Source organism: Rhodococcus sp. DN22, from assembly GCF_036669995.1.
Taxonomy (GTDB): domain Bacteria; phylum Actinomycetota; class Actinomycetes; order Mycobacteriales; family Mycobacteriaceae; genus Rhodococcus_F; species Rhodococcus_F erythropolis.
The window spans coordinates 3,544,023-3,568,578 of record NZ_CP133326.1 but is presented as its reverse complement, the minus strand read 5'-3'; the positions used below and the strand labels follow the sequence as shown (position 1 = coordinate 3,568,578).

Annotated in this window: 19 protein-coding genes and 1 pseudogene; 7 read left to right on the top strand and 13 right to left on the bottom strand. The window is 60.8% G+C overall.

What is annotated here, in order from left to right:
* The first annotated feature begins 37 nt into the window (after nt 1-37).
* Nucleotides 38-3,280, top strand: a complete 3,243-nt coding sequence (gene otsB, locus RA302_RS16185; RefSeq protein WP_070161689.1) for a trehalose-phosphatase — start codon at nt 38-40, stop codon at nt 3,278-3,280.
* 149 nt (nt 3,281-3,429) lie between these two features.
* Here the strand turns inward: otsB and RA302_RS16180 are convergent, their stop codons facing one another.
* The 8 genes from RA302_RS16180 to RA302_RS16145 form a co-directional block, all read right to left on the bottom strand.
* Nucleotides 3,430-4,800, bottom strand: coding sequence for a wax ester/triacylglycerol synthase family O-acyltransferase (locus RA302_RS16180; protein WP_054186606.1), 1,371 nt, complete (start codon nt 4,798-4,800; stop codon nt 3,430-3,432).
* A 57-nt stretch (nt 4,801-4,857) separates the two neighbouring features.
* Nucleotides 4,858-5,142: a DUF1876 domain-containing protein gene (locus RA302_RS16175; RefSeq protein ID WP_041815023.1), complete on the bottom strand. Its 285-nt coding sequence runs from the start codon at nt 5,140-5,142 to the stop codon at nt 4,858-4,860.
* 214 nt (nt 5,143-5,356) lie between these two features.
* A complete protein-coding gene (locus tag RA302_RS16170) occupies nt 5,357-5,854 on the bottom strand; it encodes a hydrogenase maturation protease (protein WP_020907965.1) in 498 nt (165 codons plus the stop codon).
* Complete coding sequence (locus RA302_RS16165) at nt 5,851-7,155, bottom strand: Ni/Fe hydrogenase subunit alpha (protein ID WP_054186605.1); 1,305 nt, start codon at nt 7,153-7,155, stop codon at nt 5,851-5,853. Before RA302_RS16165 ends, RA302_RS16170 begins: the two co-directional genes overlap by 4 nt.
* Entirely contained in the window at nt 7,145-7,912 is a 768-nt protein-coding gene (locus tag RA302_RS16160; protein WP_054186604.1) for an oxidoreductase, read from the bottom strand. Before RA302_RS16160 ends, RA302_RS16165 begins: the two co-directional genes overlap by 11 nt.
* Entirely contained in the window at nt 7,912-8,736 is an 825-nt protein-coding gene (locus RA302_RS16155; RefSeq protein ID WP_054186603.1) for an FAD/NAD(P)-binding protein, read from the bottom strand. Before RA302_RS16155 ends, RA302_RS16160 begins: the two co-directional genes overlap by 1 nt.
* Nucleotides 8,726-9,190, bottom strand: a complete 465-nt coding sequence (locus tag RA302_RS16150) for a cyclic nucleotide-binding domain-containing protein (protein WP_054186602.1) — start codon at nt 9,188-9,190, stop codon at nt 8,726-8,728. The genes RA302_RS16155 and RA302_RS16150 overlap by 11 nt, the downstream gene beginning before the upstream one ends.
* Entirely contained in the window at nt 9,187-10,344 is a 1,158-nt protein-coding gene (locus RA302_RS16145; RefSeq protein WP_054186601.1) for a 4Fe-4S dicluster domain-containing protein, read from the bottom strand. The genes RA302_RS16150 and RA302_RS16145 overlap by 4 nt, the downstream gene beginning before the upstream one ends.
* A 281-nt stretch (nt 10,345-10,625) precedes the next feature.
* On the opposite strand from RA302_RS16145, the gene RA302_RS16140 reads away from it, so the two are divergent.
* Nucleotides 10,626-11,015: a GNAT family N-acetyltransferase gene (locus RA302_RS16140; RefSeq protein WP_231915776.1), complete on the top strand. Its 390-nt coding sequence runs from the start codon at nt 10,626-10,628 to the stop codon at nt 11,013-11,015.
* Nucleotides 11,002-11,970, top strand: coding sequence for a 1-phosphofructokinase family hexose kinase (locus RA302_RS16135; RefSeq protein ID WP_054186599.1), 969 nt, complete (start codon nt 11,002-11,004; stop codon nt 11,968-11,970). Before RA302_RS16140 ends, RA302_RS16135 begins: the two co-directional genes overlap by 14 nt.
* Nucleotides 11,971-11,980: 10 nt before the next feature.
* Here RA302_RS16135 and ppsA read toward each other — a convergent pair whose 3' ends face one another.
* Nucleotides 11,981-14,290, bottom strand: a complete 2,310-nt coding sequence (ppsA, locus tag RA302_RS16130) for a phosphoenolpyruvate synthase (RefSeq protein ID WP_338477313.1) — start codon at nt 14,288-14,290, stop codon at nt 11,981-11,983.
* A 240-nt stretch (nt 14,291-14,530) separates the two neighbouring features.
* Between ppsA and RA302_RS16125 the strand changes: the two genes are divergently transcribed.
* From RA302_RS16125 to RA302_RS16115, 3 genes are all read left to right on the top strand, one after another.
* A complete protein-coding gene (locus RA302_RS16125; RefSeq protein WP_054186596.1) occupies nt 14,531-15,109 on the top strand; it encodes a CBS domain-containing protein in 579 nt (192 codons plus the stop codon).
* A gap of 72 nt (nt 15,110-15,181) precedes the next feature.
* Nucleotides 15,182-16,528, top strand: a complete 1,347-nt coding sequence (locus RA302_RS16120; protein WP_232318949.1) for a wax ester/triacylglycerol synthase domain-containing protein — start codon at nt 15,182-15,184, stop codon at nt 16,526-16,528.
* Between the two features lie 817 nt (nt 16,529-17,345).
* The gene (locus RA302_RS16115; protein WP_054186594.1) at nt 17,346-17,546 is read left to right on the top strand and encodes a hypothetical protein; all 201 of its coding nucleotides are present in this window, start codon (nt 17,346-17,348) and stop codon (nt 17,544-17,546) included.
* A 274-nt stretch (nt 17,547-17,820) separates the two neighbouring features.
* On the opposite strand, the gene RA302_RS16110 is transcribed toward RA302_RS16115, so the two are convergent.
* Entirely contained in the window at nt 17,821-19,476 is a 1,656-nt protein-coding gene (locus RA302_RS16110; RefSeq protein WP_338477312.1) for an MFS transporter, read from the bottom strand.
* A gap of 146 nt (nt 19,477-19,622) precedes the next feature.
* Here RA302_RS16110 and RA302_RS16105 point away from each other — a divergent pair.
* Nucleotides 19,623-19,832, top strand: a pseudogene (locus RA302_RS16105) (HNH endonuclease); the annotation flags it as partial.
* 58 nt (nt 19,833-19,890) lie between these two features.
* Here RA302_RS16105 and RA302_RS16100 read toward each other — a convergent pair.
* Genes RA302_RS16100 through RA302_RS16090 form a run of 3 tightly spaced genes read right to left on the bottom strand, consistent with a single transcriptional unit; the run spans nt 19,891 to nt 24,373 of the window.
* Nucleotides 19,891-20,862 carry an antibiotic biosynthesis monooxygenase gene (locus RA302_RS16100; protein ID WP_338477311.1) on the bottom strand — a complete coding sequence of 324 codons (972 nt, stop codon included), beginning with the start codon at nt 20,860-20,862 and terminating at the stop codon, nt 19,891-19,893.
* Nucleotides 20,859-23,552 carry a molybdopterin cofactor-binding domain-containing protein gene (locus RA302_RS16095; RefSeq protein WP_338477310.1) on the bottom strand — a complete coding sequence of 898 codons (2,694 nt, stop codon included), beginning with the start codon at nt 23,550-23,552 and terminating at the stop codon, nt 20,859-20,861. The genes RA302_RS16100 and RA302_RS16095 overlap by 4 nt, the downstream gene beginning before the upstream one ends.
* Nucleotides 23,549-24,373, bottom strand: coding sequence for an FAD binding domain-containing protein (locus tag RA302_RS16090; protein ID WP_231783428.1), 825 nt, complete (start codon nt 24,371-24,373; stop codon nt 23,549-23,551). Before RA302_RS16090 ends, RA302_RS16095 begins: the two co-directional genes overlap by 4 nt.
* Nucleotides 24,374-24,556: the final 183 nt, after the last annotated feature.

Genomic DNA, 24,556 nt, shown 5'->3' with positions numbered 1-24,556 from the left:
TTCCCGCCGGCATCGATGAATCGTTGGAGTCGAGTCCATGACTATGCCTTCGATCCACCCACGTCGTCACGACCGCCGAATGTCGGAAATACCGGAAGCTCTCACATCACTCGGTCAGCTGACGACCCTTTTGCGTTCCCGACGACCTGTCGTCTTTCTTGACTTCGACGGAACCCTTTCGAACATCGTGAACGACCCAGCCGCTGCCACTCTCGTCGACGGGATGAAGGAAGATCTCGCGAGGCTGACTCGCTATTGCACGATCGGCGTGATCACCGGCCGCGATCTGGCGGACATCGAGACCCGAGTTGGCATGCCCGGAATCTGGTACGCCGGCAGTCACGGTTTCGAAATCGTCGGGCCGGACGGGCAGCGCTATCGAAATGACCTGGCTGTGGCCTCGGTGCCGAATCTCGAGCGCGCGGCGGACATTCTACGTGATCGCTTGACCGGTATTCCAGGGGTTGTCCTGGAACGCAAGCGGTTTGGTCTCTCAGTCCACTATCGCAATGCCGACCTCGACAGGCGCACCGAGACTGCCGCGGTGGTTCAGGAGGTTGGGGGTGGAACCGGGCTTCGTGCCACCCGCGGACGGATGGTGACCGAGCTCCGCCCCGACGTTAACTGGGACAAAGGTCGAACGCTGGACTGGATTCTCGATCACCTCGTCGATGCCGACAACGTGCTGCCGATTTACATCGGCGATGACTTCACCGACGAGGATGCTTTCGTCATACTCCACGACCGCGGCGTCGGGATCGTGGTGCGCCACTTCGAGAACGGCGACCGGCGGTCGGCTGCTCGGTTCGCGGTAGACAGTCCCGTCCAGGTCCGTAAATTGGTGCAATGGTTGGCAGATCTGCTGGGCAGCGGCGCGCAGACGATGCCACCCGCCGGCGATCCCTGGACTGTGTTCTTCGAAGGCTACGATCCGAACACAGAGAAGTTGAGGGAGGCACTGTGCACCCTCGGAAATGGAGCATTCGCCACTCGGGGATGTGCTCCGGAGTGCCGTGCCGGGGCCATCCACTACCCGGGCACGTACGCTGCGGGCGTCTTCAACCGCCTGCAGGACGAAGTATCGGGAATCACAGTCGACAACGAGAGCATCGTCAACCTGCCGAACTGGTTGCCGGTGACATTCCGGATCGACGGGGGCCCGTGGTTCGATATCGATACTGTGGAGGTGCTCGAGTACCGCCAGTACGTCGATCTTCGCCGGGCAATGCTGACGCGCCGATTCCGGGTGCGCGACACTGAGGGATACACCACGACGGTTATCCAGCGGAGATGTGTTGCCATGCACCTCCCGCATGCCTGTGCTCTCGAGATGACGATCGTGGCTGAAGATTGGGCGGGCCTACTCGAGATCCGTTCGGAACTGGACGGTACGGTCCGCAACGGGTTGGTGGAGCGTTATCGCGAACTCGGCTCTCAACACCTCGCACTGCTGGAGGCCAGAGAGCTATCCGAGAACGCGGTTCTGCTCGTGGTGCAGACCAATCGCTCACGGATACCGGTGGCGATGGCCGCCCGGCATACGGTGTGGAGAAATGGCGAACCGACTTCGACTGAGTATCGACGGGTAGAAGGAGAAGGGCGGATCGGGCACGACATATCTCTGCATCTCGCAGCGGGCTGCTCGGCGACTCTCGAGAAGATGGTGACGGTATTCACCGGACGTGATCCCGCTGTGACCGAGCCCGCTGACGAAGCCGAGCGCTGGCTGTCTCGTCTAGACCGATTCGATGAATTGCTCGACGGTCACGTTCTCACCATGGCAAGTCTGTGGGATCGCATGGGCATCGACCTCATTGGTCACGGTCACGCACTGCGTGTAATCCGATTTCATCTACTTCACTTGCTGCAGACGGTCTCGCCGAACACCGCCGACCGCGACGCCGGAGTACCGGCTCGCGGATTGCACGGAGAGGCCTATCGTGGACATATCTTCTGGGACGAGTTGTTCGTTTTTTCGGCGCTGAACCTGCGCCTGCCTACGCTGACGCGGTCCTTGCTCCGGTATCGGTACCGTCGATTGGGGGAGGCCCGTCGGGCTGCGATCGAAGCCGGTCATCGAGGAGCGATGTTTCCCTGGCAGTCGGGTAGTGACGGACGGGAAGAGAGCCAGCAACTGCATCTCAATCCGAGATCCGGGCGCTGGAACCCGGATCCGAGTCGGCGCCAGCATCACAGCGGCATCGCGATTGCGTACAACGTGTGGCAGTACTATCAGGTCACCGGCGATTTGGAATACCTGATCGAGTTCGGTGCCGAAATGCTGGTGGAAATCGCTCGGTTCTACGCGGATCTCGCTTCACTCGACCAGATGCGCGGACGGTATGTCATCCAGGGCATCATCGGCCCTGACGAATTCCACTCCGGATATCCGGATGCTCCCTGTGACGGGATCGACAACAACGCCTATACCAATGTCATGTCGGTGTGGGTGATCCTGCGAGCCCTCGAGGCATTGGATGTTGTGCCACTGCAGATCCGGTCGGACCTGACTCAGAAGCTGGAACTGCCCACACTGGAGATCGAGCGCTGGAGAGACATTACGCACAAGATGTTCGTCCCGTTTCACGACGATGTCATCAGCCAATTCGAGGGGTACGCGGACCTTCCTGAACTGGATTGGGACGCATATCGTCAGCGATACGGCGACCTACAACGCCTCGACCGACTCCTCGAGGCAGAGGGTGACGACGTCAACTCCTACAAGGTTTCCAAGCAGGCCGACGTAGTGATGTTGTTCTACTTGTTGTCCGCTGACGAGTTGCGTTGCATCCTCCATGGTTTGGGCTATGAGTTTGTGGGTGATGCCATCCCCGCAACCATCGACTATTACATGGCACGTACATCGCACGGTTCGACGCTCAGTGGTGTTGTCCATTCCTGGGTGCTGGCTCGGGCCAACCGCGACCGTGCGATGGAATTCTTCGACCTGGCCCTTCGTTCCGATATCGCCGATGTGCAGGGGGGCACTACCGCAGAGGGAATACACCTGGCCGCCATGGCGGGAAGCGTCGACTTGCTGCAAAGGTGCTTCACCGGGCTCGAGACCCGCGGCGACCGCCTGATCTTTTCCCCGCATTGGCCGAAACCACTCGGAGTTCTCGAGTTTCCCATCTTCTACCGGGGCCACCGCCTGCATCTGCGAATCAATGGGAGAGAAGTGCAAGTCAGTGCCGGGGTCGGCAACCAGCCGCCGATCGAGATCGAATGCCGTGGTCGAGTGGTACAACTCCGGCCGGGCGCGACTGTCCGACTGACCTAGTCATCGAGATTGTAGATTTCGCCCCTGGAAGCGTTGCTCACTGAAGGACGAAACGAGCCGGCGATCGATTGTGGTGCACACGCCGGGCGTCACGGATGGACCCTGCCACTGCGTGACTGTGGACCGGATGAATCGAATTCGGGACCGAATCAGTGAAATCCGCCGGCGGGCGAGGGGCTCCGCGTGGAACGCAGTAGGGAGTCGACTTCCTGTTCCATCGACGATGAGAGAAGTTGGACTTCGGAGACCGAATCGTAGTCAGCCGTGATTCCGAATGCGAGTTGATCGTGGTAGCTGAGGATTGCGAATCCGAGTCGCAACCGCACTGCAATCGGTACGTACGGATAGATACCGATGATTTCACGCCCTAGCAGTCGGCCCTTTTCGGTCGGACCCGGAATGTCCGTGACTACGGTGACGATACTTCGCTGAGGAAAGCGCATCGCGAGACGAATGAACCAGGCGGAGGACATGAATGGTGCGTACTGAGCAGCTGCCGTGATCGTTTGTCCACTGCCTGATTCACCGCCGTTCTTGTGCCGGGAGAGTCTGCGGTGGATCGTCTGCAAGCGGTCTAGTGGATCTACGATATCGACGGGAAGGAAGGGAAGCATGAGCGAGACCTGGTTGTGGAACGACGTGGCGGTGTTCGATGCCCGAACAGAAACCGGGACGAGTGTCCTCACGGCATGTCGGCTGACGTCTTCTTTGCGGTGAAGGAGAAGTGAGCGCAGCGAACTGGTCACACACGCGAGCGCAACGTCGTTCACGGTGACATCGAAGGCGGAACAGATAGTTCTTACATCGTGCATTCGCACCTGTGCTGTCCCGTATCGCCGTTGATGTCCGATCGGCCCGTTGAGGGAACCGTTCGCGCTCGGGATCAGCAGATCGCCTGCCAACTGGGCAGTACCCTCCGCGATCCGGACGGACCGGCGAGCCAACCGTTGCGGCGCCCGGAGTGTCGAGCAGTAGAGTCCGATCATTTTGCCGCACAGCGACTCTGGTTCTTTCGGTACTTCCTCGTCCGTTGGCGGTCCGGAGGTGAGAGGTTCGTCGAACAATACGTCGAACAATCGGGCCCCGGTAACACCGTCCATGAGAGAGTGGTGGGCCTTGACCAGGATTGCCCAGCGGCCGTCCTCGAGGCCCTCGATCAACCAGCATTGCCACAGTGGACGATCGCGATCGAGTCGTTCGGACATGATCCACGCGACGGTGTCCGTCAAGTCGTGCATTCGCCCTGGACTCGGCACTCCGATCCGTGTGAAGTGGCGAGCTGGATCGAAATTCGGATCAGGGACCCACGTAGGTGCAGCAAGATCGAGCGGGATGGCGTGAATCCTATCCGCAGCATGGGGGAGGGATCGAATTCGGGTGCTTAGTCTCTCGATCAAGTCGTCGTCGGTGGGTGTGGGTCCTTCGGCGACTACAACCGCGCCTATGGAGAGATTCGCGTGTCGATCGGAGTCCTCGACCTCGAGGAAGGCTGCATCGAGGGGAGTCAGTTTGTCCGACATCGCTATCTCCTTGGTCGACAACGATTTCTACGATTTCGACATCTTCCCGAGATGTCGCTAGGCGTTCAGGTGGGCGGGTTCGTGCGTGACACTTTCGAGGTCTGCAGCGGTCGCCTCGATCAGTTGACGGGCCAAATGGGAAAGAGCACGCGCGACCGCGAGCTCGTCACCGATCTCGGGCACATCGTGATCCGATGGGTTACACCGAGCGAAACCGGATCCGACGATGTGGGTATCGTCCCTCGAGCGAAGGCGTGCGATGGCCCGAGTCCGGTTGCCTTCTTCGGCGGTGTGCTCGTCGATGGTTATGTCGACTGTCCAATGCTTCTCGTTCACGATCAGATTCCTCCTCTGTCGAGGTTCCTGGGTGTCAATTCGGCTGTGGTGGTGTACTTGTCATGTTCCGTTCACGCATCACTGTCGCTTGATGTGCAATCCTCAAGGCCATTTCGAAGCCGGTGTGGTTTCAGCTTCGTCCGGTGAAGATCGGCCGAGTAGAGGCGAACGACGCCAATCGATGGCAAAGGTCACAACCACGCCTCCGTTAACCTGGTCGCTACCATCCAGGAGGTAGATCCCGAGATTGCACGTCGGAGATTTCGGCTGCGATCAGAGACAGTACCGCAGAGACAGAAGCTGCAACGGAGGGTGAAAGTCCGATGCCGTAGCCGGTGTCGTGTGCTTCGATCGTGTAGATCACCACGCGGTGGGGTTCTCGGCCGAGCGCGGCAGCCAAGGCCAGCGCCTCTAGGATGCCCAGTCCGTGTGAGCTGGCGAGTATTCCGGAGTGCTCTCTCGACCAATCCGTGATCCGACGAATTGTTCCGGCAGGTTGCGCCTTGCTGCCGGAAGACGGAGCACAGACTGAAGCGTCGACGATGATCACCAGATCCGACCTTGTCGATGCTTCGAGCAGCCTTGAAGGTTCACTACCGTTGTCGATGACCACGTTCACGCCGGCTCGGTGCTCGCTTTGTATCGTTCGCGCCACCACAGGTCCTACGCCGTCGTCTCGGCGGAATTCGTTGCCGGCTCCGACCACTGTGACAGTCATTTGCGGTTGATTGTCACGTCGAGGAAATGAGTGGCACACGAGATGCAGGGATCGTAGTTTCGGATGGTCCGTTCACACAGTTCGGTCAGTTCGGCGTCTGTCAGCGTGAGGTTCGCGGCGAGGGTGTTGCGGAGGTCGTTCTCGATTGCTGCCTGGTTCTGCGAGGTGGGCGGAATGATTGTGGCCCGCAGGATTCGGCCCTCGGAATCGAGTTGGTAGAGGTGGTACAGCACGCCTCTGGGGGCTTCACTGACGCCGTACCCGGTTGCGGCGTGGGGTGACACGTCGACGTACGGCGATTCCGGGCGGTGATACTCACTTATCAGGCGGAGTGCCTCGTCCACGGCGAACACTGTCTCGACGGCGCGGACCACAATGCTGTGAAACGGGTTGCGACACACTGTTCCCAAGCCGGCCTCGGTGGCCGCTTGACGAGCGGTCTCCGAGAGTTCGGTGGAGTGGAGGCTGTATCGAGCCAGCGGTCCGGTGAGATACGCCTGGCCGTCGAGGTGCGCGTGCAGCGCGGTCGAATGCGGAACTTGCCGTTCCGCGACGTGATCGCAGAATTCCTCCGGCGCGAACGATGATCCGGATGTGGTTGTCAACACGCCGTCTTCGATCGCGTAGCGGCCTGGCTGAGCCAGTGCGAGTAGTTCGGTATCCACCTCGGCATCTGGGATCTCGAAGTGTGATACCCACTGCACGGTCGCGAGAGCATCGTCGAGTGCCCAGCGTAATTGTTCGGCGAGGGGCGCGAGTTCACTGGGCGTCGGCGTTCGGTAGAACCCGCCGAGGCGTACGTTGACCGGATGAATCGATCGGCCACCGATCATGTCGAGAATCGCGTTCCCCGCCTTTTTCAACGTAAGCCCACGTTCGACGTCGGGACGCGCGATACGGGCAAGTTCGATCGCGTCGGACGCGCCCAGGAAATCAGGGGCGTGCAGCAAGTAGATATGCAGTGTGTGACTGGCGATCCACTCGCCGCAATACAGAAGTCGTCGCAGATCGAGAATCGGTTGGGTGAGGTGCGCACCGCATGCTTGCTCGATCGCGTTGCAGGCGCTGACTTGGTAAGCGACAGGGCAGATTCCGCAAATCCTGGACGTGATGTCGGGAGGCTCGCGGAAATCGCGGCCCCGGAGAAATGACTCGAAGAATCGAGGGGGTTCGTAGATGTTCAACTCTGCGGCTTCAACCCGGCCGTGTCGGACCGTGAACGCCAGGCGGCCTTCCCCTTCGACACGGGCGAGGGAACCGAGCGTCAGTCGGGTGGTATCCGTGTTCGTTTCACTGTCCATCTCGCCTGATCCCGTCGAACTCGGGGGAGGCAACGTTGAATGTCGAGAAGACGCGCTCGATACTCTCGCCGGTCATCCCGCGGGTGCGCAGCCACCCCGCCATTGCAATCAAGTTCGGGTGGGTTGATGGACCGAAACATCCATAGCAACCCCTCGACTGTGCCGGACACAGCGCGCCGCAGCCGGAATGGGTCACGGGTCCCAGACACGGTGTGCTGTCGGCGACCATGACGCAGGTGAGGCCACGTCGTTTGCATTCGGCGCAGACACTGGTGTCCGGGATGTTCGGCTTCCGCCCGGTCAGATACGACGAGATCACCTCGAGGAGCTGCCGTCGATCGATGGGGCAGCCGCGTAGTTCGAAATCGACCGGGACATGGTCTGCGATCGGTGTGGACGTCGCGAGAGTGTCGATGTACTCGCCGCTCGCGTAGACCACGGACATGAACTCGGCGATGTCCGCAAAGTTCCGGAGAGCCTGTATCCCACCAGAAGTGGCGCAGGCGCCGATCGTCACCAGATGCCGGGAATTCTCGCGGATGGCATGAATACGTTCGATGTCGGCAGCGGTGGTAATGGAGCCTTCGACCAGTGAGAGATCGTATGGACCGCTTTCCACCTCGCTCGACATCTCGAGGAAATGTGAGATGTGAACGGCGTCGGCCAAAGTGAGTAGTTCGTCCTCGCAATCGAGCAGAGTCAGTTGGCATCCGTCGCAGGATGCGAATTTCCATACCGCCATGGTGGGTGAGGGCATCACAGCTCCTTCACTGCGAGAAGTGGCTCGGCCGCGTGGTAGTCGACTACCGGACCGTCACGACAGAGGAGGAGTTCGCCGAGTTGACAGTGCCCGCACACTCCGGTCCCGCACTGCATGTTCCGTTCCAGTGATACTCGAATATTCTCGCGCTCAACGCCTTGGCCGATCATGGTCCGAGCCGACATCCGCATCATCGGTTCGGGGCCGCACAGCAGTACCGTCGTGCGACCGGGCTCGAGAACGAGGCGGTTCAGGGACTGCGTGACAAATCCGACATGACCCTGCCAGTCAGGTTCTGCCACGTCCACGGACAGCTCGAGGTCGACCAGGTCTCCCCGGCTCCATGTGTCGAGATCTGGGCGGTACAGGAGATCGGATGGTCGGCGAGCACCGACGCTGAGGACAACTCGACGAAATCGACCGCAGGCCTGTGCCTCCAAGACTGCAGAACGTACCGCCGCCAACCCGACGCCTCCTGCAACGACGATCAGATCGTCTTTGGCGGAATCCAGATCCCATCCCGTTCCGAAAGGTCCCCGGACACCTACGATGTCACCGATGGAGGCTTCGTGCAGCGCGCGGCTGACGGCACCGACAGCCCGAACAGTATGAACCACTGTGTGATCGGCGTGAGCTGGGTCCCCACTGATCGACAGCGGAATCTCGCCCACCCCCCGTGCGTAGACCATCATGAATTGGCCGGGGCGGAACCCGGGGAACGACTGCGAGGGCGCGGCCAGGGTCAGGGTCGAGGTATCGCTGTTCTCGTCCCGGCGGGCAACAACCTTGCACGGCGTCGGGACGAGTTGTTCACCGAACATGTTCGCGTGCATAGAGATCGAGCAGGCGCGCGCGTGTTGCCTGCAATCGGTGGAGTAGTGTGTCCGCCAGTATCGAGTAGATCGCCCGTCCGAGATCCGGATCGCTCTCGGCGACAGATTGCAACATGGTGGCGTCGACTTCGACTGCTGTCACGTGAGTGACCGCGGTCGCTGTCCATTGCCACTGTCGAGGTGGGCGGAACCAGGACACACCCAAGATTTCACCGGCAGAAAGTGTTTCGACAGTTTCCTCGCCACGTCCGGGAATTCTGGTGGTGAGCGTAATCCGGCCGGTCCGAAGAAACCAACATCTGTCAGCGGAGTCGCCTTCGTGGAACACCACGGTCCCGGGCGCGAGCTGAACCTCGCGTGAGAAGGCAGCAAGTTCAGACCGTTGATCGTCGGCCAGACCTTCGATTTCTCTTGGGCGCTGCTCGCAGGCGTGATCGTTCATGAGGGACAACCGGTATCGCTGTCGGGTTCCTCAGTCAAAGCGCCGGTTAGGCGTGCCGCTTCCGCCGTGATGTCGATTCCCACTGGACACCAGTCGATGCATCGGCCGCAACCGACGCACCCGGACGAACCGAATTGGTCGTGCCAGGTGCCCAACTTGTGAGAAATCCACTGTCGGTACCGGCTCTCACCACTGACACGTACTGCGCCACCGTGCAGTTGTGAGTAGTCCAGGTCGAAACATGACGACCAGTGCTGCCATCGCTCGACATTGTCGCCCGCAAGATCGGAGACGTCCTCGGTGGTAGTGCAGAAGCACGTCGGGCACACCATCGTGCAGTTTCCGCACGTCAAGCATCGTGACGCGACGTCCGTCCAGACATCGGCGTCCCGTGCGTCGCGGAGCATGCCGCGAAGATCGACGTCTGGCATTTGCCGACCCATGTGATCTGCTGCGTCGGCGACAGCGCCTGCGGCCTCGGTCGTTTCTTCGTCGGTTGCCTGCCTACCGCGGACCAGCGTGAGTATCCGTGATCCTTCCGTGGTGCCGACCCCGGTGACGAATCGGTGGCCGTCGTTGTCGATCCTTTCGGTCAGACACAGGTCGTAGCCGGTTTTGGCCTTCGGGCCGGTGTTCATCGACGCACAGAAACACACGCCGCCGGGTTCCGTGCAGTTGGCTGCGATCACGAAAAGACCCTCGAATAGATTTGTTGCCGCCTTTCCGCCAGCAGAGAGCACTGTCTGGAGTATGCCGATCGCTGCCAGGTCGCACGCACGTACGCCGAGAAATGCGTATCGGACCGGTTCGGTCGGCGGTGCGTGGAATGTATCGTCCGTGGATTGGCTCCAGAGTTGTTGCCGCGACGGGTGCAGGTACTGCTTCCACGATTGCGGGCCGGCGGAGTGACCGAAGACGGCACAATCTGCTCTCCTCCGTAGACGATACAGGCCAGGGGCGGTATCGACACCCCATCCCGTCGGCAATTGATCACCGGAGTCGAGAGTGTCGAGGACAATAGCGCTGTCGCGGACAGTCGGCCCGATGACGCGGTAACCTTCGCTGATCAACACCGTGATCAGCTCGTCAAGTCCGTCTCGGTCGATGACGAATTGTTCGCTGGTCAGGTCGGTGGGAGATCCCGTATCAGTCATGGATCCTCCTTGCGGGCGTCATCGGTATTCCTCCACGTTTGAGCTTCGCGCATGGGCTGCCGGCGCGGGTAGGGGCGAAGGACGGTATTCGATGACAAAAGGCTCTGCCCACTGAAGGCAACGGCACGGTTCAATCGGAAAGTATCCCCAGCCGAATCAGGTGATGATCGATGGCCGCCACTGGCAGCGGAATCGGCACTGCAACTCTCCGGTGTCTCGGACCATCCGACGCGGTTGCTGTTCAACGGTTCCATGAGCATCTTGACCAACATGATTCGTACATGCGGTGGTTCGGACCGCAGCCGAAGCAACTCACCACCTTTTCCGATCAACTGTGCGAGTGCAACGATCGGCGATGCGCTCTGGGTGCCTTCATCGGCGAAGAATTGGTGGGGGTCGGAAGCTATGTTGCGTTGGAAAGGGTTTCGCCGACTACGGTGGAGTTCGCCCTCGTGGTTGCGCAAGGCGACCGGCTGCACGGAATCGGGACTTCGATTTTGAAGCGGCTCGAGGATGAAGCCTACCTGCATGGGGCACGGCGTATGGTGGCCGAAATTTTGGGTGCGAACGCACCGATGCTGCAGGTCATTCGTGACCGTGGTTGGGCGAATTCGCTTCGTCGTGATGGATCAACGCTGCATCTGGAAGTGAAACTACATGGAGCAGAGTGACTCTCGCGTCGTGACGGTGACGATGAACCCGGCACTCGACATAGCGACCAGCGCGCGTACCGTCCACACGACAGACAAGGTGCGTTGTGCGGCACCTCGTCGTGATCCCGGCGGCGGCGGATTGAACGTCGCGCGAGTGCTCCGGGTGCTCGGCGGCGACGTGATGGCAGTGTTTCCCTCGGGAGGTCATTGCGGCCTGGCAGTCGAGGACCTTCTGATCGGTGAACAAGTACGGTATTGGGCCGAGCCCGTCTCAGGATCGACTCGCGAGAGTTTCACCGTGGATGACGAGTCGACAGGTGAGCAGTATCGTTTTGTGTTGCCTGGACCGATTCTCACCGTTGCAGAGGTGGAATCGTGTCTCGTGCGAGTGCGTGAGTTCGCCGTCGATTCCGGATATGTTGTCGTGAGCGGCAGTTTGCCACCGGGGGTGGGTGCAGGTTTTGTTCAGCGGTTGGTCGATTACCTGGAGGGAACCGGGGCGCGGCTGGTTGTCGACACCTCTGGCGCTGCATTGCGCGCATTGAACAGTGGTGTCTTTCTTGTCAAGCCGAGTATCCGCGAGCTTCGTGAATGGGTCGACCGCCCCCTCGAGACTCGGGTGGAGCAAGTCGACGCGGCGAGAACTATTGTTGCGCAGAAGGTTGCGGAGGTGGTGGTCGTTTCGCTTGGAGCCGCTGGAGCCTTGCTGGTGACTGCCGACATGTGTGAGTGTGTGCCGTCGGTGGACGTCGTATCGATCAGTGGTGTGGGCGCGGGGGACAGCATGGTTGCGGGGATGGTGTATTCGCTCATCCATCAGCGTTCGCTGATGGATGCGGTTCGGTTCGGTGTTGCAGCCGGGGCTGCGATGTTGAAGACCCCAGGGACGGCACCGTGTTTACCAGCCGACGTGGAGGTCTTCTACGAACGGATTCGGGCACGGGCTGATCGGGGAGTGGTCCGATCCGACTAGGTGCCGATGCTCAGTCAAGCCATCGACTCGGATGTCGGCGTCCGCTCGAACGAGCTCGGGCGAGGATGATTCGTCGTTCAGCGACCGCGATTGCATGGCGAGCGGTGTCAACTGCGTCCGGGGTCACGGAAACCGACGTGATGCCTTGCCTCACGAGGTGTTCGGCCAGAGTTGGGTTGGTTGACACTGCCTGTCCGCACAGTGAGGTCGTCATGCCCGCGAGGGTGGCACGCTCGATGATGGTGTCGATGGTTTCGAGGACGGCAGGATCCATGGTGTCGAAGAGTTCTTGGCAAATCTCCGAATCCCGGTCGACTCCGAGCACCAGTTGAGTGAGATCGTTGGTGCCGATCGACACTCCGTCGATGCCCATTGCCGCGTACCTGGGAATCCAGTGGGCAACCGAGGGTATCTCAGCCATCACCCATCGAAGCATCCGGTGGTCCGCCCCGAGCGGGTGGGCATCCAATTGTGCCAAACAGCGCGCGAGCTCCCATTCGGTGCGAACGAAGGGAATCATCAAGTGCACGTTCGGATAGTTCTTTCGCGTTTCGGCGATGACATCGAGATCGAGCGCGAACAATTCCGGTTCCCGCACGTAGCGAAAACAGCCTCGGTAGCCGATCATGGGATTGTCTTCGTGGTGTTCGATGTCACCACCTTCGAGATGTGCAAACTCGTTGGTGCGGAGGTCTATTGCGCGGTAGATGACCGGTCGGGCTCCGAAAGCGGCGGCAATACGTGACAGGGCAGAGGACATTTTGGCCACGTACTCTCCGTGGAGACCTCGGGCGATCATCGTGTGGGGATGCAGCCCTTCAAGAGCGTCCATGATCAGGAATTCAGCTCGCAAGAGTCCTACTCCGTCGACGTCTGTGTCGGCTGTCCGTTCTGCAGCTTCGGGAGTCGCCAGGTTCACGTAGACGGATGTCGCGGTTGTCGAACGGGGTGTCGGCATTGTCCTCGGCATGGTGGTGGTCGCATTTTTCGAGGAGTCGGCGGTTGCGGAATCTGCAGCAATGACCGTTCCTGCAGTTCCGTCGACTGTGATCAAAGTCCCGTCTGCAAGATCCTTTGTTGCCGTGCGTGTTCCGACGACAACCGGTCGGCCGAGTTCGCGGCCCACGATAGCTGCGTGGCAGGTAATGCCACCGCCGTCGGTGACGATGGCGGCGGCTCGTCGGAGAACCGGTAACCAGTCCGGTCGCGTCATCGGGGCCACCAGTATTTCGCCGTCGACCAAATCACGACCGTCGGCCACTGAACGCAGGACTCGGACGCGTCCGGTAGCAGTTCCCGGCCCGGCGCCCAATCCCTGGGCGAGGACACGTGCTTTTTCGCCGACGTCGTGTTGGGCCTCGGCCAGTGCTTCCGGTTGCTCGGAAAGGGTGGTGATCGGGCGTGTCTGGACCAGCCACAGTTGTCCTCCGCTGTAGGCGAATTCGAGGTCTTGTGGTCGCCGGTAATGTTCTTCCACGGCTGCGGCCAATGCTGCGAGCTGGTGGATCTGGTCGTCGGTAAGGATCTGGTGTTCGCGTTGTGAGAGAGGTATTTCCGACGCCTTTTCAGTCCCTTCGGACAGCGAGATCGCGAATGCCTGTGAACCGATATGCACATCGATGATGTCGAAGTCAGGTTTCGACACTACGTAAGTGTCTGGTTCCACTTGTCCACCCACTACGACTTCCCCCAATCCGGTGGCAGCTTCGATGACCATGCGGTCCCGCGCACCGGTGCGCGGGTCGGCAGTGAATACGACTCCCGATTGGTCCGAGTCGACCATCAGTTGGACGACAACTGCCAGCGACGGCTCGTCCGCAACGCCTTGGAGATTGCGGTACGACAATGCTCGATCCGACCATAACGATGCCCAACACTGCCGTACGGCATCGATCAAGCCTTCGTCACCGGCGACATTTGTGAAACTTTCGTGAATGCCCGCGTACGAGGTATCGGACGCGTCTTCTGCGGGAGCGGACGAACGGACCGCTACTCGCGTACCTGAAGGCCCCAGCGCGCGATAGGCGTCGATGATCTGCTCTTGCAGTGCTTTGGGCACGAGTGATGCTGTGACTGCCTCCTCGGCGCTGCGGGTAGACGGTAGTTCCCCTGATTTCAGGTCGTCTCTCAACCCGGAAGCTTCCATGGCGTCGAGATAGCCGCAGGTGGTGATTACGAACCCCGGCGGAACCGGAAAGTTCGATCGCCTCAGTTCGCCGAGATTCGCGGCTTTGCCGCCGACGGTCGGTGCGTCTTCGGGTCCGACGGCGTCGATCGGTACTACCCACCGGCGTCTGGCATCTATGGAACTCGCTTTCATGAGCTCTCCCGTCCGAGTGCTATGCGCGTGGGTTAGCGAGCGACAGTGTTCAGCAAACCCTTTCCCGCATCAGGTCTACAGAGGCGGAAGTCACTCCGCTCGGGGCCGATTTCCAGTGCGCAGGATGCCGAAGACACTTCCGGTTCACGGTCGATGTTTGTCACGCTGGGGACATCGGTTCGTCGCATTCCTGCGTTCGCGAGATCGGACGTCCAGCGGGATAACCAGAGGAGAATTGTCATGCGTGCACGAGACATCATGAGTAGCCCTGTGACGACAATCGATCAGGCGCGAAGTGTAGGTGACTGTCTACGAGAGATTGCGCGGTCAGGTTTTTCGGCACTCCCAGTAGTCGACGAGCAGAAGCGACTGGTCGGGATCGTGTCCGAAGGCGATCTTCTCAGAAGTGGGTTCGAACGACTGTCACAGGAACACGCGACCGAGTCGACCGAACAATCCGTCGCTGACGTGATGACACAACCCGTGGTGGCAATGACCGAAGATGTCGTGGTCAATGACATCGCATCCGAGATGCTGCGTTCTGGGCTGCGCGCGGTTCCGATCGTTCGTGAGAGGGACGTAATCGGAGTGGTGACCCGCCAGGATTTGATCGGACTGCTGGCCCTGGACCCCGATCGGATCGCTGACGAAGTGCGCCATCGACTTGACGTCTATGGCGGGCCCGACCGATGGGCAGTGGGTTATGTCGACGGAATGCTGACAGTCAGTGGGATTTCCGACGATGATCCCGAGCGAGGTGTCGTGACTGCACTTGCTTCGACCGTTCCAGGCGTTGACGAGGTTCGATTGAGGCCTTGAGAATCGCCAATCCTTGAAGGATTACGCCGACGAGTGAATCGAGTGGCCATGAGCGGCGCAAACGAGCGATCGATGACGCAGACCGACCTGATGTCTTGGCGGATGGAGGCCGATCCGGTCCTCCGCTCGACAATCGTCTCGATCATCGTGCTGGACAGGCTCCCGGATCACGAACGATTGACCGCCGCGATGAACCACGCCATCGATGTAGTTCCGATCTTCAGGTGTAAAGCGGTTGCGCGACAATTTCCGTGGAGTCCACCACGTTGGGTGGATGACGCGGACTTCGACCTGAGTTGGCACCTTCGAAGGTCTTCCGTGCCACCACCAGGTGGGTGGAAAGGCGTCCTGGATTTTGCCCGCATGAGCGGGATGGCAGCCTTCGACAAGGATCGTCCGTTATGGGAGCTCACCGTGCTCGATGGGCTAGGCGGCGGTGCAACAGCGCTGGTAGTCAAAGTTCATCATTCCTTGACCGACGGGGTCGGGGGTATGCAACTGACACGCGAAATTACCGATGACACGCGGACTGGCGGATCAAGTCAGGACGGCCACGAATTCAGGCCACCTGTTGTTCGTTCCACACCAGGAGACTCACGTGCGGCGATGACCGAAGCGGTGGCCCGAAGTGCCGCGCACGCAGTGCGCCATCCCGCCGCTACGATGCACGACGTCGTACGAATCTTCGGATCGACGGCGCGTATGACGCGACCGGCGACCAGAACGATGTCGCCAGTGATGACTGCTCGGAGTACGCGCCGTGGTTTCGGTGTGATCGAATTTCCGGTGGCGGCACTGACCACTGCAGCGGCGGGCACACAATGCTCGGTAAACGACGCGTTCTTGTCTGCACTTCTACTGGGCATGGCCGGCTACCACAGAGGCCACGGTGACGTACCGAATCAACTGATGGTGACGTTGCCGATCAGTCTGCGTGACAGTCGTGATCCGCTGGGAGGCAACCGAATCACGCTTGCAAGGTTTGCTCTTCCGGTCGATATTGCAGATCCGGAGAAATTGATCCGTCGTGTTCACGCCATCGTAGAAAGTTGGCGGAACGAGCCGGCGATTCCGCTATCTCCTCACTTGGCCAGAATGCTGAACTTGCTGCCGGTCGCGGTCACATGCGACATGCTCAAGCACATGGATTTTGTTGCATCCAACGTCGTTGGTTCTTCGACACCGTTGTACCTCGCCGGTGCGCGGATAATTCGCCAATTCGCATTCAGTCCTACCCTCGGATCGGCTTTCAACGCGACTTTGATGTCTTACGACTCGCACATGTGTGTCGGGATCAACGTCGACGTGAGAGCAGTTCCGGACCAACCCGCATTGATGACAGCCGTCGCCGAAGGGTTTAGAGCCGTGCTGGCACTTGGGTCTCGGCACACAGACGCCACCGTGACAACGTCGTACTGACAGCTTGGGCGTGTGTAATGGTTCGAGATCGAGCATCGGCTCAGGCAGTTGAACGTGCCGGTAACTTGACAGAGGTGGCGCCGACGTCGCCAGGTGCGGTGCCGACTACATCTCCGACTGTCATTCCGAAAGTCACTCCAGCAGCGATTCCGGTGAGGGAGGGGCAATTGTGGAACCGATCGAGCCATAGGCGATGTGACTCACTCCCACCGGATTCGGCCGACACCCCCAGCGATAACCGGTTCAACGCGCTGCGCATTTCCGCGGTGTACAGCCGCATCGACGCGAACACCGAATGTGCCGCGGCGCAATGCCCAGCAAAAGACGAATGCGTAACCGATGAAGGGCTTCTCGAACGAAGAGGACGCGCCCACGCGCACGATGAGGTCTCGGATAGTCCGACTGTTCTCTACCTGTCCATTGACGCTTTGTGTGGCGCTTCGATCTGTAGGCCCCAGAGTCCCAGTCCCATGATTCACGTTGGAAGTGTTCCGCGCTGCATTCGCCATGCAAACACGAAAGTGCCGCTGAGACTTGGCGATGCCAGAGTTGCTCTTTCACGTTGCGTGATCAGGCCAGTGCCCACGTTCCGTCGAGGCAGCAAAGCGTACGTCGATCAGGTAGGCGTTGCTGCCGCGAAGACGCTCGGTGCGAGTACCCCCAGCATTCGTCGACGTAAGGCTGGATTCGAATGGCCCAAACCAAGGGCAGAACCACGGGAGCGCACTCGCACTGACTTAGGCCGACACAGCGGCCAGGACACTGAACACCAGACCCGAACATGCAAGTGCGGCCCCGAAGGCAACTGAGCCGGCGAGTGGAAGTCAATCTGCGGCGATTGATGCTGACCTGCCTCAGGTTGGCGCTGAACATCGCCGTACATAGCATCCATCCGGACCGAACCCGGCGACTCGACTCCGTAGCCCGCTACCTGCAAGATCTGGGTTTCGACAACCTCGAAGCGAACGGCGCAGCCCAGACTCATCCCCCGGTGGGTGGTATGTCGACCGGTCATTGACGTCATCAGCTCACCTGACCCGACTCCGTGCGATTGCATCGATGATGTTCCGCGTTCGAGCCACTGGTGCTCTGTGCGAGTGCGCGTCGAATCAGATGGTGGCAGGCTTGTCGACATCGAAAGATTTCGTATCAACACTAATCCCCGAAACGGGATGCCGTCTCGAATCAGCGACCTCGTGCAACCGTCGGCCGGACGGGGCACCGGCTCGTTTCCGCGAGTGCTGCGCGTCAATGTCGAGCACCCCGTGGACCTTTGATTCCAGGAGATGCGGTCAGACGTCGGTACAGGTGGGATCGGTTAGCAGCTCGTCTTCGCCCGTCGAGTCATCTGTCGAGCTCTCCTGGCGTGTGACCCGCAGTACCCGCAGAGACGCCGCTAGGCCGAGGGCGAGGAATGCGATCGCTGCGACCATCGCCCATTGAGTGGCTGAGGCGAAGGCCTCGGACAACTGATGGATGACCTCGTCGGGGCCGTGACTCGCGCGTAGGCCGGCGATCGCGCCGCCCGCGGATTCTCGGGTGGCGTCGGTGAAGTTCTCCGCGGAACCCTGGATACTGCCGAGGTAGTGGGCCAGTCCGATCGACAGGACCGCGCCGACGACTGCGGAGCCGAGCGCCGAGCCGATCTGTCGAACGGTGCTCTGCGTGGCGGAGCCCTGCCCGGACAGGTCTACCGGTATATCGGACAACACGGTGCTGGTAAGTTGCGCGGACGCCAGGCCGAGGCCGACACCGTGGATCACGAGCACTGCACCGACCGTGACAGGGGAGACGTCCGCGCTGATGACGAGTACGAGTGCCAACACGCCGATGATCTCGAGGACGACGCCGACAACGACTGTGCCGGCTGCACCGATCGCAGCCGCCAGGTGACGGGCCATGGTGCCGGAGAGAAAGGCGCCGGCTGCCATCGTGGCCAGTACGAAGCCGGCGCCGAGGGTGCTCAGGCCGATGGCATTGATCAGGAACAGTGGCAGCGCGAAGATCAAGCCGAACTCGCCGACCGCGATCATCATCGCGGCGATGTTCCCCCAGCTGAAGGTGGGGGTGTAGAACATGTGCAGATCTAGAAGTGCGGACCGATTGACTCTGGCACGGTGGCGTTCCCAGAACACGAACAGCGTCAACACTACGGCAGCCAGGAGTAGCAGGATCGGCACGATCGAGAGGGGCATGTCCGCAGACCACGTCATACCGAAGAGGCTCAAGTCTTTGAGTGGCTTCCACCAGCCGAGGGTGCTGCCCTCGATGATCGCGAAGACGAGTGCACCGAAGCCGATCGCACTGAGCAATAGCCCATCCACGTCGAAGCCGGGGCGGGAGTCGCCGGAGCGGGTCTCGGGGATCACAACCAGCGCTGCGACTATCAATACAAGGCCGATGGGGATGTTGACGTAGAAGATCCACTGCCAGCTGAACGAGCTGGTAAGCCAGCCGCCGAGCAGCGGGCCGAGTGCGGCGGCGCCGGCCATGACCGCCCCCCAGACACCGAATGCGGCGGCCCGATCCTTTCCGCGGAAGGTCGCGTTGACTGTCGAAAGTGTGGACGGGAGGATGCACGCGCCACCAACGCCCTGCAGTGCACGCGCGGAGATGAGCATCTCGGCGCTCCCGGACTTGGCCGCCCAGAGGCTGCCGGCGAGGAACAGAGCGATGCCGACGAGGAAAATATTGCGCCGGCCCAGGCGATCGCCGAGGTTGCCAGTGGTCAGCAATAGCGCGGCGAACACGATCGCGTAGAGCGAGTTCACCCACTGTGCGTCAGTAATGTTCAGGTGCAGGTCGTCGATGATTGTCGGGAGGGCGACGGCCACAATAGTGCCGTCCATGACGATCATCGCCAGGCCCAGCGCGAGTACGACGAGGCTCCACCACTTGGATATGCGTGGGGCAGGAGAGAGCGCTGAGGCCGATGCGTTTTCCGTCACGGGGTCACACTACGGTTCACCGTGGACGGAGCGCATCAATCGAAAGTTGTACAGTGCTCCAGCAGTCGAGGTTGACGTCGGACCGAATTCGGCGCCAGCATTCCATAATCCACCTGTGCGCGGCGATCGCGCAGTGGTTGCATGGTTCGACGAATTGGGAACTGGGGTTCGCGTGGACGGATTGGGTGGGGCCGATCAGTGGCGACACGGATGTTGGCGTGCGATTGCACGGTCCTCGGATCTTGTTGGACGAGAATGGTGTTCGGCTCGAGTGCGGTAGGGAAGTGAGAACGGCGACGGTTCCGCAGCGGCGGGCGTTGGCGGTGCATGATGGTGGGTGTGCGTTTCCGGGGTGTGAAAGCCGTCGGAATAATGCCCCGGAGCATACGCTGGCATTTTCGTGTACCGGAGAGTTCAAGGCAGCGACCAGAACTGAGTAGTCACCAGATAGAAGACGACCACCCAGAACAAGGTCACCGCAGCGACGATTGCCACCCCTTGTGCGTTGGTTTTTGCGACAGGAATCCCCGGAGGCGGACGCAGCCAACGGCGCAGGAGTCGATTCACGTAGTACGGCATCGTGAAGAAACTCATGATGAAGCTCGACAGCAGATTGCCGATCAACAATCCGAGCCAGAGTGGCAGCTTCAGCGGTGACAGCGCCAAAGTAAGCAAGACGACAGTCGGGTAGAGACCGACCCAGACCGCGATCGAGGTTTTTGTCTCCGAAGGTGGAGGGGCCTCGTTTCCGTTCTCGTCGAAGGCAAACCAACTGCCGAACGAATTGTCCACGGTTCGCAGTTCGAAGTCGTGAAACTTGCGGCCCTCGGCGAGGAGTTGTTGTCGCTCAGGGGAAGTCAGCCACGTATCGAGGTGGGCAGCATTGTCGAAGCGATACAGCAGGGTCCATTCATCCTGCACACCGTCGACGGGGCGAAACAGTTCGGTGCCGCGGAATCCGTCGAAAGCACTCTCCACCTCCCGAAGGCGATCCTGCCAGGCAAGGAACTCGTCGATGCTGTCGTCACCGACTCGGTGCGTCACTACGACGGTCAGCAGTGGGTCCGGAGGCCTGATCCCGCCGCTCACTACCTGCTGCGTGGCCGGGCCGTCGAAGAACTGACGACCGCTGTCGAGGTAGTTCTGCCTCGTCGCGCTGTTGATCCACGCTTGAACATGAGCGATGGAGTCGAATCGGTACACGATCACCCAATCGGGTTGGGTGGGCGTCGGAGCCGCGATTTCTGCCCCGAGGAAGCCCGCGTAATCTGCGGCGGCTCGGTTGAGATCTTTCTGCCAGACCTCGAATTCTTTCTCCAGTCCGGCACGCACTCGCTGGCCGATTATGACCGTCGCGGCGCTGTCCGCCGACGTGTTCGCGGTCATCGGTTCAGGCCTGAGTAGATGCGTTCCGGGGTGAGCGGTAGTGACCGGAATCGTGACCCGGTTGCATCCTGCAGTGCGTTCGCCAATGCAGGGGCAACCGGATTGATGCAGCACTCCGCCATGCCCTTGGAGCGGAGTGGGCCGACGGAGTCTGATGACTCGACGAGGATCACCTCCGTGCGTGGGATATCTGCATATGTCGGGATCCGGTAGTTACGTAGATTCGGGTTCATCATCGCGCCGTTTGCGTCTACGTGGAAGTTCTCGGTGAGTGCGAAGCCGATGCCCTGGGCGACGCCACCTTCGATCTGTCCCCGCACCTGCGCCGGATTGATGATCACCCCAGCGTCGGTGGCTTGGACGCTGTAGAGAATGCGGATCTCGCCGGTGATGCGATGGACGGCAATCCGGAAGCCATGAGTGTTGGACACCACGCTGCGCGGAGATCCGTATGCCTTCCGCGCCTCGGTGAATCGGATCCCGCGCGGGCGTGCGGCCTCGAGTATCTCTTGCAGTGTTAATCGAGTACTACCGCAGACGATCTTGTCGTCGTCCATCGAGCACTGGTCAATCGACACGCCGGTGTGGTGCGCGGCGAAGGCAAGTAGGCGATCGCGGAGCGCATTCGACGCGCGAAGTACCGCGTTCCCAGCGACAAACAGGCCGGCGCTGGCGAAAGCGCCTGTGTCGAAACCGGTTCGGTCGGTGTCCGACTGAATGATTCGTACACGTGACGGTGTTGTGCCCAGCTGATTCGCGGCGATCTGCACGTGGGCGGTAGAAGTTCCCTCACCGAATTCGACTGTGCCGATGGCAAGTTCGTATACACAGTCTTCGCCGAGGGTGAGCCAGGCCTCGGAAATGTGCTCGGTGGGTGGCGCGGTCTCGTGTAGTGAACTGGCGGTACCGGTGCCGATCAGCCAATCGTCTCCGAGCGAGGGAACCGGTTGGCGCTTCAACGCGGTGTCGATCAGATCTATGCATTGCCCCAGTCCGTCTTCGGTGAAGATCACGTCGTCTGGGCCGTCTTCGAGTGCGACGAGCGAATCGCCCGGTCGGACGATATTGCGTCGACGCAGTTCGAGCGGATCCATGTCCAGCGCGATGGCCAATTCGGTCATGGCCGATTCCACGGCAAAGGCCGGTTGCGTCATCCCGTACCCACGTAGAGCGCCGCTCGGAACATTGTTGGTGTACACGGAATACGCATCGAACTTCTTGTTGGCGCAGCGGTAGAGCGAGACCGCCGCGCCGCCGGCAAAGAGTGTCTCTCCACCGTGGTTTCCGTACGCACCGGTGTTCGAGATGTTTCGGTACTGAAAGGCTGTGAGGGTTCCGTCCGACTTGGCGCCGAGCTTGATCGTGAGCTTCATCGGATGACGCGGCGACGCGGTGGTGAACTCTTCTTCTCGGGTGAACTCGAGGCAGACGGGACGACCGGTGTCGAGGGTGGCGAGCGCCACCAGATCCTCGCTGATCACTTCCTGTTTTCCTCCGAACCCGCCGCCCACGCGTTTGCAGAACACGCGTAGCTGATCCGGGCGGAGGTCGAAGAGATGGGCGAGTTTGACCTTGGCGATGGAGGGGGACTGCGAACTTGTGCGAACGTGAAGGCGTCCGTCTTCCATCCAGGAGATCGAACCGTGCGTCTCGAGGTGCGCGTGCTGAACCCGCGGCGAGAAGTAGGTGCCTTCGTGGATGACGTCGGCCTCGGCGAACCCGGCCTCGACGTCGCCCACATGACCGTGAAGTTCGAGCAGGATGTTGTGCTCGGGATCTCGAACAAAGGGATCGTCGGATCCGTGCAGGGCTGGAGCGTCGTCGGCCATGGCCTCTTCCGGATCGAACACGGAAGGCAGGATCTCGTAATCGACCTTCACCTTCCGACGGCCTTCTTCCGCAGCGACGACGGAGTCGGCGAGGACGGCCACTACACGCTGACCCACGAACCGCACGACGTTGTCGAGAATGTAGGTGTCGTCCGGATCGACAAGGTGGTCGGTATGAATTGCCGTGGTGAAGAGCTTGCGCGGCACGTCTTTCCAGGTGTAGACGCGATGGACACCGGGGACGGCGAGCGCCTCGGTGGTGTCGATGGAGGTGACGCGGGCATGTGCGTGAGGCGAGTGCAGCACTTTCAGATGCAGCATGCCGTCGATCGCGGTGTCCATAGTGTATTCGGCTCGGCCGGTCACCACGTCGGTGGCCGCCGGCGCCCCGACGCTGGTTCCGACGGCATGTCCCGGGAGGGCAACTTCGATAGCACCGACACCGTTGACCGCGTCTTCGATGGATCGGTAACCGGTGCAGCGGCACAGGTTTCCCTTGAGCGCTCGCGGCAAGTCTTCTTTCTGCGCGTCGGTGAGCGCCGCCGAGGTCATGATCATCCCGGCGGTGCAGAACCCACACTGAAAGCCGGGTGCATCCCGGAACTGCTGCTGAATCGGATGGAGATCTTCGGGCGTGCCGAGTCCCTCGATCGTGGTTACCGCGCGACCGTCGGCGCGAAAGGCGGGCGTGATGCAGCTGTGTATCGGCGCTCCGTCGAGCCACACTGTGCACGCCCCGCAGTCCCCGCCGTCGCACCCCTTCTTCACCCCGTGGTGTCCGAGGTGCCGAAGAAACGTCCGGAGACACTGTCCCGGGAACGGCTCCTCGTGGAACTGCCGGTCGTTCACCGTGTAGCTCATGACTGGCTCCCCGTGAGTTCGTTTCGGAGCTCGTCGGCGTAGTGGCGGGCGAGGTGGAGGCGGTGGTCGGGGGTTCCGTTGGGATCGTCGAACCAACTGTCGGCCGAAATGGAGTCGACGGCTCGTCGCAGAGAGTGCTCGTCCGGCATCGTGTCGAACGTCAGCCGGATCGGATGGGTGGTGCCGGCGGTGATGGTGAGGTGAAAGTCGTCGGCGCCAGGAGTCTGCGTCGCGATCATGAAGATCGTCGAACGGCCGAGGTGCGTGAGACTGAAGCGGCGGTGGGCGTGCCGTTTGGTGAGTGCGTGCACCGGGAACTCGATGCTCCGAAGGACTTCGCCCGGCTCCAGGACATTCTGGTGGTCACCGGTCACGAAGTCGCACGCGTCGACGGTCCTCACGGTTCCGTCGGTTGCCCATAGTGTCAACGAAGCCTCGAGCGCAACTGCCAGGGTGATCATCGGTCCGGCCGGAAGTGACATACAGATGTTGCCGCCTACGGTGGCCGAATTCCACACCTTGAAGGAAGAGAGGAAGTACTCGCAGCTGACGCGAATAAGTGGACTCGCACGCCAATTGTCCGGCGGGACAAACGCATACAGTTCGGCAACGGTGCACGTAGCTCCGACACCGAAATGAGTCGGGCCGACCTCCAGTGGTGTCCAACCGAGCGCGGTGAGGTCGACCAGTCGACGCGTGTCGGGTTGTTCTGCTGAGAACAGCCACGTTCCTCCCGCGAGCCAGGCGTCGCCGGGACGCCACACGTTCCCTGGGCGATCCGGTGGTCGGCGTATCACGTCGGTAATGGTGGTGATGTCCATGCGCCTGCTCCCCTCGGGGGATGTGTCTTCTCGGAGTGGGACATTACCGAGGTGACGAGACACATTCACACTTTTAGTACATATCGGGCACGCGAAACATGGGCGATACGTACGTGACATCGACTGGTGGGGCGGTGCATGCGCTTGCCGATTCTGGGTACGACTGCTTGAGAGGCGCGATCA

Coding starts and splice junctions, on each gene's coding strand:
- RA302_RS16095 (WP_338477310.1), bottom strand. CDS start 23,552: ATGAGCTACACGGTGAACGACCGGCAGTTCCACGAGGAGCCGTTCCCG.
- RA302_RS16120 (WP_232318949.1), top strand. CDS start 15,182: ATGACGCAGACCGACCTGATGTCTTGGCGGATGGAGGCCGATCCGGTC.
- RA302_RS16100 (WP_338477311.1), bottom strand. CDS start 20,862: ATGACCGCGAACACGTCGGCGGACAGCGCCGCGACGGTCATAATCGGC.
- RA302_RS16180 (WP_054186606.1), bottom strand. CDS start 4,800: ATGTCGGACAAACTGACTCCCCTCGATGCAGCCTTCCTCGAGGTCGAG.
- RA302_RS16165 (WP_054186605.1), bottom strand. CDS start 7,155: ATGGACAGTGAAACGAACACGGATACCACCCGACTGACGCTCGGTTCC.
- otsB (WP_070161689.1), top strand. CDS start 38: ATGACTATGCCTTCGATCCACCCACGTCGTCACGACCGCCGAATGTCG.
- RA302_RS16090 (WP_231783428.1), bottom strand. CDS start 24,373: ATGGACATCACCACCATTACCGACGTGATACGCCGACCACCGGATCGC.
- ppsA (WP_338477313.1), bottom strand. CDS start 14,290: ATGAAAGCGAGTTCCATAGATGCCAGACGCCGGTGGGTAGTACCGATC.
- RA302_RS16125 (WP_054186596.1), top strand. CDS start 14,531: ATGCGTGCACGAGACATCATGAGTAGCCCTGTGACGACAATCGATCAG.
- RA302_RS16150 (WP_054186602.1), bottom strand. CDS start 9,190: ATGAACGATCACGCCTGCGAGCAGCGCCCAAGAGAAATCGAAGGTCTG.
- RA302_RS16160 (WP_054186604.1), bottom strand. CDS start 7,912: ATGCCCTCACCCACCATGGCGGTATGGAAATTCGCATCCTGCGACGGA.
- RA302_RS16135 (WP_054186599.1), top strand. CDS start 11,002: ATGGAGCAGAGTGACTCTCGCGTCGTGACGGTGACGATGAACCCGGCA.
- RA302_RS16170 (WP_020907965.1), bottom strand. CDS start 5,854: ATGACTGTCACAGTGGTCGGAGCCGGCAACGAATTCCGCCGAGACGAC.
- RA302_RS16145 (WP_054186601.1), bottom strand. CDS start 10,344: ATGACTGATACGGGATCTCCCACCGACCTGACCAGCGAACAATTCGTC.
- RA302_RS16155 (WP_054186603.1), bottom strand. CDS start 8,736: ATGTTCGGTGAACAACTCGTCCCGACGCCGTGCAAGGTTGTTGCCCGC.
- RA302_RS16140 (WP_231915776.1), top strand. CDS start 10,626: ATGCGGTGGTTCGGACCGCAGCCGAAGCAACTCACCACCTTTTCCGAT.